Origin of the sequence: Streptomyces sp. NPDC002130 (genome assembly GCF_040296465.1) — a bacterium.
Lineage (GTDB): Bacteria > Actinomycetota > Actinomycetes > Streptomycetales > Streptomycetaceae > Streptomyces.
Genome location: NZ_JBEOXI010000312.1, coordinates 1 through 8,065, shown reverse-complemented (window position 1 = coordinate 8,065; position 8,065 = coordinate 1). Strand labels below are relative to the sequence as shown.

At 74.0% G+C, this 8,065-nt stretch carries 6 protein-coding genes and 1 pseudogene; 4 read left to right on the top strand and 3 right to left on the bottom strand.

The genetic code is table 11. The features are described 5' to 3' along the window. Positions 1 to 83: 83 nt before the first annotated feature. Positions 84 to 1,202: pseudogene (locus ABT116_RS36410) on the top strand (AMP-binding protein); the annotation flags it as partial. A 291-nt stretch (positions 1,203 to 1,493) separates the two neighbouring features. Here ABT116_RS36410 and ABT116_RS36405 read toward each other — a convergent pair. The 3 genes from ABT116_RS36405 to ABT116_RS36395 all read right to left on the bottom strand — a co-directional run bounded on the left by ABT116_RS36405 (position 1,494) and on the right by ABT116_RS36395 (position 4,699). Next, positions 1,494 to 2,717 carry a PP2C family protein-serine/threonine phosphatase gene (locus tag ABT116_RS36405; protein ID WP_351643054.1) on the bottom strand — a complete coding sequence of 408 codons (1,224 nt, stop codon included), beginning with the start codon at positions 2,715 to 2,717 and terminating at the stop codon, positions 1,494 to 1,496. A gap of 101 nt (positions 2,718 to 2,818) precedes the next feature. After that, positions 2,819 to 3,577, bottom strand: a complete 759-nt coding sequence (locus ABT116_RS36400; protein WP_351643051.1) for an IclR family transcriptional regulator — start codon at positions 3,575 to 3,577, stop codon at positions 2,819 to 2,821. A gap of 51 nt (positions 3,578 to 3,628) precedes the next feature. Then, positions 3,629 to 4,699, bottom strand: a complete 1,071-nt coding sequence (locus ABT116_RS36395) for a LacI family DNA-binding transcriptional regulator (RefSeq protein ID WP_351643048.1) — start codon at positions 4,697 to 4,699, stop codon at positions 3,629 to 3,631. 274 nt (positions 4,700 to 4,973) lie between these two features. On the opposite strand from ABT116_RS36395, the gene ABT116_RS36390 reads away from it, so the two are divergent. The 3 genes from ABT116_RS36390 to hypB all read left to right on the top strand — a co-directional run. Beyond that, on the top strand, positions 4,974 to 6,719 hold the full coding sequence (locus ABT116_RS36390; protein WP_351643045.1) for an enoyl-CoA hydratase-related protein: 1,746 nt from the start codon (positions 4,974 to 4,976) through the stop codon (positions 6,717 to 6,719). After that, positions 6,716 to 7,303 carry a hydrogenase maturation protease gene (locus ABT116_RS36385; RefSeq protein ID WP_351643042.1) on the top strand — a complete coding sequence of 196 codons (588 nt, stop codon included), beginning with the start codon at positions 6,716 to 6,718 and terminating at the stop codon, positions 7,301 to 7,303. The genes ABT116_RS36390 and ABT116_RS36385 overlap by 4 nt, the downstream gene beginning before the upstream one ends. A gap of 39 nt (positions 7,304 to 7,342) precedes the next feature. Next, on the top strand, positions 7,343 to 8,065 hold a 723-nt coding region (gene hypB / locus ABT116_RS36380), incomplete at its 3' end, for a hydrogenase nickel incorporation protein HypB (RefSeq protein ID WP_351643039.1).

Genomic DNA, 8,065 nt, shown 5'->3' with positions numbered 1-8,065 from the left:
AACTTTGCGTGATCTGCCGCGAGGGGCGGCTGAGGATGCCATGGCCCATTGCGATCTGATTCCTGGCAACGTGCTCGTGGCCCCTGTCCCGCTTCCCCTTCACCACCAAGGCCGACCTGCGGGACACCTACCCGTTCGGGATGTTCGCCGTCCCCATGGATCAGGTGCGGCGGGTGCACGCCTCCAGCGGCACCACCGGCCGCCCCACGGTGGTCGGCTACACGGAGAACGACCTGTCGATGTGGGCGGACCTCGTCGCCCGCTCGATCCGCGCCGCGGGCGGGCGTCCGGGCCACAAGGTGCACATCTCCTACGGCTACGGGCTGTTCACCGGCGGTCTCGGCGCGCACTACGGGGCGGAGCGCGCCGGCTGTCTGGTGATCCCGGCCTCCGGGGGCATGACCGCCCGCCAGGTGCAGATCATCCAGGACTTCCGGCCCGAGATCATCATGGTCACGCCGTCCTACATGCTCACGCTGCTCGACGAGTTCGAGCGGCAGGGCCTCGATCCGCGCGCGAGCAGTCTGCGGGTGGGCATCTTCGGTGCCGAACCGTGGACGGAGGAGATGCGCCGCGAGATCGAGGAGCGGCTGGACATCCACGCCGTCGACATATACGGCCTGTCCGAGGTCATCGGGCCGGGTGTCGCCCAGGAGTGCGTGGAGACCAAGGACGGGCTGCACGTGTGGGAGGACCACTTCTACCCCGAGGTCGTCGACCCGGTCACGGGTGAGGTGCTGCCGGAGGGCGAGGAGGGCGAGCTGGTCTTCACGTCCCTGACGAAGGAGGCCCTGCCGGTCGTCCGCTACCGCACCCGCGATCTGACGCGTCTGCTGCCCGGCACGGCCCGGCCCGCGTTCCGCCGCATCCAGAAGATCACCGGCCGCTGCGACGACATGATCATCCTGCGCGGGGTGAACGTCTTCCCCAGCCAGATCGAGGAGATCGTGCTGCGCACGCCCGGCGTCGCCCCGCACTTCCAGATCCGGCTGACCCGGCGCGGCCGCCTGGATCACATGACCGTCCGTGTCGAGACCCGCCCCGGCACCGGCCCCGAACAGCGCGAGGCCGCGGCCGGGACGATCGCCCGGGCCGTCAAGGACGGCATCGGCATCACCGCCGACGTGACGATCGTCGAACCGGAGACCCTGGAGCGTTCCGTCGGCAAGATCCGCCGGGTGAAGGACCTGCGCGAGGAGTGAGCTGCCGTGGCCGCGGCGGCGCTCACGAGCACCACACCACCTCGGGCACCGGGCCGGAGCGGTCCGGGCCGGTGCCGCCGCCACGGCCCTCAGAAGCAGCACACCACCCCGCACACCGGGCCGGGACGCCCAAACCCGTGCCGCCGCTACGACGCTCAGAAGCACCACTCCGCCCCGGGCACCGGGCCGGAGCGGTCCGGGCCGGTGCCGCCGCCACGGCCCTCAGAAAGCAGCACACCGCCCCGCCGCACCGGAGCGGGAGCGTCCGGGCCGGTGCCGCCGCCACGGCGCTCAGAAGCAGCACTCCGCCCCGGGCACCGGAGCCGGGGAGTCCGGGCCCGTGCCGCTCGCCGCGGGAGTCTCTGCCTCCGCCGTGCGCACGGTCGGCTTGCGGATGAGGAGGAGGGCCGCGTCGTCGTGCAGCCTGCCGCCGACGTGGGCCAGCAGTTCCTCGTGGAGCGCGCCGAGGGTGCGGGCGGGTTCCTGGGAGACATGCCGCTCCAAGCCCTCGGCCAGGGGGTAGAAGGCGCGGCCTCCGTCGCGGGCCTCGGTGACCCCGTCGGTGTAGAGCAGCAGCTGGTCGCCGTCGTCGAAGGGGAGCGTGTGGAGTCCCGGGGTGTGCCCCGCGAGGTCGCGCAGTCCGAGGGGCGGCGCCGGATGCACGGGATCCACCGGGGTGATGCTCCCGGAGGCACGCACCAGCAGTGGGGGCGCGTGCCCGCAGTTCACCACCTCCAGTTGCCCCTCCCGCGGATACCCGGCGACCACGGCGGTCACGAAGTCGTCGCGGCCGAGGTTGCGGGCGAGGCTCCGCTCGATCCGGTCGACCACGGCGAGGAGGTCGGGCTCGTCGTGGGCGGCCTCTCGGAAGACACCGAGCACCAGGGCGGCGGTCCCGACGGCGGGCAGCCCCTTGCCGCGCACGTCGCCGACGATCAGCCGCACCCCGTGCGGGGTGGGTATCAGGGCGTAGAGGTCACCGCCGATACGGGCCTCGGCCGCCGCGGCGCTGTAGCGGACGGCCACCTGGAACGGCCCGACGGTCGACGGCACGGGTTTGAGCAGGGCGTGCTGGGCGGTCTCCGCGACCGATCGGACGGCGGCGAGCACCCGCTCCCGGCGTCCCCGCAGCACGCCGGCCAGGCCGCTCGCGAGCGTGACGGCGACCAGGGCCGACAGCACGGCGGCCAGTTCCCGGCCCGGCACTCCGTCCCTGATCCCGAGCGTCGCCCCGACCACCACGGCGAGGACGCCGACGCAGAGGACCCCGCGCGGTCCGTTGGTCGTGGCCGCCAGGGCGGGCCCGGCCGCGAGCAGGGGCAGCCAGATCATCCCCGCCCCGCCGGCGAGGTCGGCGGACACGACGGCGGCGACGACCAGGACGGGCAGGGCCGGCGCGCCGGCGCCCAGCTGCGCGACGGCGCGCCTGCGGGCCGAAGTCCCGGCACCGGCCACCCGGTTGCGGAACGGCCGTACGGGCGGGTGGTCGTCGCCATGGTTACGGGCTTGGCTCATGTCGGTGTCCGCAGTCCTCACCTGTGCGCGGGGCACGTCCCGGAAATGTCTGACTTATCCAGAAAACGGGGTGAGGACGGTCCCCGGCAAGGAGCGGGATTTCAGATGGTGAGCGAGAGGCTCCTGGTCACGCGGCTCGCGGTGGGAAGCAGCCGCTCGCGGATCTCCGGCAGCCGGGAGAACCGGTTCGACGGCAGTGACACGCCGAGGGAGCCGAGCGTGTCCCCGCTGTAGACCGGGACGGCGACGCAGACCGTGCCGAGCGCGTACTCCTCCAGGTCCGTGACGGCCGGGGCCATGGGCGGCGTCTCCAGCCTCCGGAGGAGTTCCGGGAGGCTGGTGATCGTCCGCGGGGTGAGGTCGGCGAGGTGGTGCCGGGAGAGGTAGTCCTGGCGGGCCTCCTCGTCCATTTCCCGCAGGACGGACTTGCCCAGCGCGGTGGCGTGTCCCGCGTCCTCGAAGCCCACCCAGAGATCGACGCGGGGCGTCCCGGGGCCGTCGACGATCTCGGCGACCCGGATCTCGCCCTCCTCGTAGAAGGTGAGGTAGGCGGCCGTCGCGAGCTCGTCCCGCAGCGCGGCGAGGGTGGGCCGGACGCGACTGAGCAGCGCCTGCGCACGGCCCGTGGACTGCAGCGTCTGCAGCTTGTCGCCGAGGACGAAGCCGCCGTCGTCCAGCTTGCGCAGGTACCCGTCGTGGACCAGGGTCCGCAGCAGGTGGTAGGCGGTGGCCAGGGGCAGGTCCGTCTCGCGCGCCAGCTGCTTGGCCGGCGCGCCGTTCTCGTGCGCGCTCACCGCCTCCAGCAGACGCATGGCCCGCTGGACGGAGTTGATGAGCGTAGGGCCTTCTTGCCCACCCATACGAACAGCGTGCGTCAGGCCCGGGCCCCGGGCAAGGCGGAGGCCGCTTGATCAGTGTGGACCGGCTGGCGCGTCCCCATGCGGGCGAACACCCCGGGGCGGCGGTGCCGTGGACGCGCGGACGACGAGGTCGACCGGCGGGTCGTACGCCGGCGGCAGGTCCGCGTCCGGCTCCTCGATCGCCCGCACCAGGAGCCGGAGCCCCTCCCGCGCCACGGCGTCGAACGGCTGCCGCACCGTGGTCAGCGGCGGGGTCACGTAGGCGGCCACGGGGATGTCGTCGAAGCCCACCACGCTGATGTCGTCCGGCACGCGCACCCCGGCCTCCGTCAGGGCGCGGACGACGCCGATGGCCATGTCGTCGTTGGCGGCGAACACGGCGGTGCAGTCACCGTGCGCGGCGAGCTCGCGGCCCACCGCGTATCCGGACGCGGCCGACCAGTCGCCCTGCAGCACCGGCGGCGGCGCGATGCCGCGTGCGGCGAGGGCGCCGCGCCAGCCCTCCAGCCGGTCCCGGGCGGCGAACCACCGCTGCGGGCCGGCGAGATGGTGGACTGTCGCGTGCCCGAGGTCCAGCAGATGCTCGGTGGCCGTCCGGGCGAGGAGCTCGGCGCCGACTCCCCTGGCCATGGTGCGGGCACCGCCGAACGCCGCCGGGGCGCCGAGCACGAGGACCGGCACGTCGACGCCGATGGAGACCGGCCCCTCGTCGATCGGCTCGGAGACGACGATGCCGTCCACGCCCTGCTCCAGCAGCGACTCCACCGCGCCGGCCACACCGCCCGGGTCTCCTTCCAGCGTGTTGACGACCCGGAGCGCGTAACCGGCGTCCCGCGCAGCCCGCTCGATGCCGATCAGCAGCGAGGCCGGGCCGTAGAGGGCGGTGCCGAGGGTGACCACGCCGATGGACCGGGTCCGCCCGGAGGCGAGGGCCCGGGCCGCGCTGTTCAGCCGGTAGCCGAGTTCCCCGGCCGCCGCGAGCACTCTTCGGCGTACGTCCTCGGAGACGTAGCGCTCCCCGTTGAGGACCCGTGACACCGTCTTCTGCGAGACCCCGGCCAGCCGGGCCACGTCCACCCCGCGCGGCGCGCCGCCACCGGCCCGTCCTCCCACTCGCGTCATCACTCACTCCCCCGTGTCCGGCGGCCGCACCACGGCCCCTCCCGCCCAGCGTTCCACACCCCCGAACGCACCGGACCCGCGCTCCGTGCCCGGCCCGGTGTGCCACGTCCTCGCATCCACGTCGACGTGACCCCCGGCGGCGCACCGATCGGGACGACCGGAGGCCCGGGCCCCGGCGGGGGCCGCGCAGCCGTTCCGCCGGAAGCGGATGAGCACCGCGAAACGCCGCCGTGGTCCTTCGCGGCCCTCCCGGGACGGGCGACCATGCCGTGTCATGGACATCTTGCTCGTCGCCAGCGCGTTCAACAGCCTGTCCCAGCGTGTGTACGCCGAACTGTCGGACGAGGGACACCACGTGGACGTCGTGCTCGCCACGCACGGCCCCGACGCCGTCCGGGACGCCGTACGCGAGACAAGCCCGGAGCTGATCGTCGCCCCGATGCTGAAGTCGGCCCTGCCGGAGGACGTGTGGCGGGACCACACCTGCCTGATCGTGCACCCTGGGCCGCCCGGCGACCGGGGCCCGTCGGCGCTGGACTGGGCGATCGCCGAGGAAGCGTCGGAGTGGGGCGTCACGGTGCTGCAGGCCGAGGCGGCCATGGACGCGGGGGATGTGTGGGCGGACGGCTCCTTCCCGGTGCCGCCGGCGGGCAAGAGCGACGTGTACCGCAACGAGCTGGCGGACGCCGCCACGGCCGCCGTGCTGCTGGCCGTGCGGCGCTATGCCGACGGATCGTACAAACCACGTCCGCAGAGCGAACCCGGAATCCACGTGGTGTGGCGGGACTTCTTCCGCCAGGAGCAGCGGCGGATCGACTGGGAGCACGACGACACGGCGACGGTGCTGCGCAAGCTCCGCGGGGCCGACTCGCAGCCCGGCGTCCTGGACGAGGTCTGCGGCCGGGAGGTGTTCCTGCACGGCGGGCACCCCGAGGACCGGCTGCGCGGGGAGCCCGGTGAGCTGCTCGCGACCCGGGCCGGCGCGGTCTGCCGGGCCACCCGGGACGGCGCGGTGTGGATTCCGGAACTGCGCCCCCGCAAGAGCTCCGGTGACCCGGCGCCGTTCCGCCGCCCCGCGGCCTCGGTGCTCGCCGGCTTCCCGCCCCCGCCCGGCAGCGGCCCGGGCATGCCGGGTTCGAACGACCGCCCGTACTGGCTGCCCGAGATCGCGGCCCCGCTCGAACTGCCGCCGGACCGCACCACCTGGACCGACATCCGCTACCGGCAGCGCGGCCCCATCGGCTTTCTGACCTTCTCGTTCCCCGGCGGGGCCATGAGCACCACCCACTGCCGCAGGCTGCTCGCCGCCTGGCGCTACGCCCTCACCCGCCCGACCTCGGTGGTGGTGCTCGGCGGCGCGCGCGACTTCTTCTCCAACGGCATCCACCTCAACGTCATCGAGGCGGCGGACGACCCGGCGGCCGAGTCCTGGTCCAACCTCAACGCCATGAACGACCTGGTCGAGGCGGTGCTGCGCACCACCGACCGGCTGGTGGTGGCGGCCCTCGGCGGCAACGCGGCGGCCGGCGGGGTGATGCTCGCCCTGGCCGCCGACGAGGTCTGGTGCCGCACGGGCAGCGTCCTCAACCCGCACTACCGGAACATGGGCCTGTACGGGTCGGAGTTCTGGACGTACTCGCTGCCCCGCCGGGCGGGCGACGAGACGGCGGAGCGGCTGACGAGCGAGGGGCTGCCGGTGAGTGCCGCGGCCGCCGAGCGGATCTCACTCGTGGACCGTCTGGTGCCGGTCGCGGCCCAGGACTTCGCCACCGAGGTCGAGCGGCTGGCCGCCGACCTGGCCGGCGATCCGGATCTCCCCCGCCGGATCACCGCCAAGGCCACGGCACGTCACGCGGACGAGCTCCAGCGGCCGCTCGCCGAATACCGGCGGGACGAACTCGCCCGCATGCGCGCCCTCTTCTTCGACCCCGAGGCGCCGTACCACGCGCTGCGGTCCGCGTTCGTCCGCAAGCTCCCGGGCGGCTCCGCCCGGCCGCTGGCCACGGGAGCGGCGCAGTGAGCGCGCGGCTGCTCGTGGCGGGCGTAGGCAACATCTTCCTCGCGGACGACGCCTTCGGCCCCGAGGTGATCCGCGCCCTGGACCCACACCCGCTGCCGCCGGAGGTACGGGTGCGGGACTTCGGCATCCGCGGCATGGACCTGGCGTACGAGCTGCTCGACGGCTACGACACGGCCGTCCTGGTCGACGCGGCCGTGCGGGGGCACGAGCCGGGCACGCTGTCGCTGATCGAGCCGGACCTGCCCAGCGGAACCACCACCGGCGCCCCGCCCGAAGCGCACGGCATGGACCCGGCGAAGGTCCTCGCCCTGGCCGCCCACCTGGGCGAGGAGCCGCTCCCCCGCGTCCTGGTGCTGGCCTGTGAGCCGGAGCTGCGGGCGCCCGCCGACGAGGACATCGCCCCGGGCATCAGCGCGACGGTGCGGGAGGCGGTGGGGCGGGCCGTCGCGGCGCTGCACGCGATGGTGCCGGTGCTGCTCGCCGACCCGGGGGCCACGCCCCCGTTGAGCCGCCCGGACGAATCCGCCGCCCTGTCGTCGGCCGGGCTGCCGGGCACGGTGAGCGGCGGCGCGGAGGATCGGTAGCGGAACGATTTCCCTACCGACCCGCGAGGAGCGGCGCCCATGTGCGATTCCGTGGACGAGGTCACCCAGGCCGTCCTGGCGAAGAACGACTCTCTGGCCGCGGGCCTGCGTGAGGAGCTGGCCCGGCGCGGAGTGTGCGTGGTCAACCTGCTGTCCAGCCCGGGCAGCGGCAAGACGGAGCTGCTCGGCCGGGTGCTGGCCAGGGCGGTGGAGCGGGGCCTTCCGGTGGCCGCGCTCACCGCCGACCTCGCGACCGAGAACGACGCCGACCGGCTGGCGCGTTCGGGAGCCCCGGTGAAGCAGCTGCTGACGGACGGGCTGTGCCACCTGGAGGCGCGGCAGCTGCGCGGCCACGTCGAGAGCTGGCTGCCCGAGGGGACCTCGCTGCTGTTCGTGGAGAACGTCGGCAATCTCGTCTGCCCCGCGTCCTACGACCTCGGCGAGAGTCTGCGGATCGTGCTCATGGCGGTGACGGAGGGCGAGGACAAGCCGCTGAAGTACCCCACCGCCTTCGGGTCCGCCCACCTGGTGGTGCTGACGAAGACCGACCTGTCCGGGCCGGCCGGGTTCGACGAGGCCGCCTTCGAGGAGAACGTCGGGCGGGTCAACCCGGGGGTGGAGGTGATGCGGTCCTGCGCCCGCACCGGCGCCGGCGTCGACACCCTGCTGGAGCGGGTGATCGCCGTCCGGGACGGGGCCCCTGTCCACCGGCCGCCCCTGGCGCCCCGCCCGCACACCCACACTCACACCCACGAGGGCGCC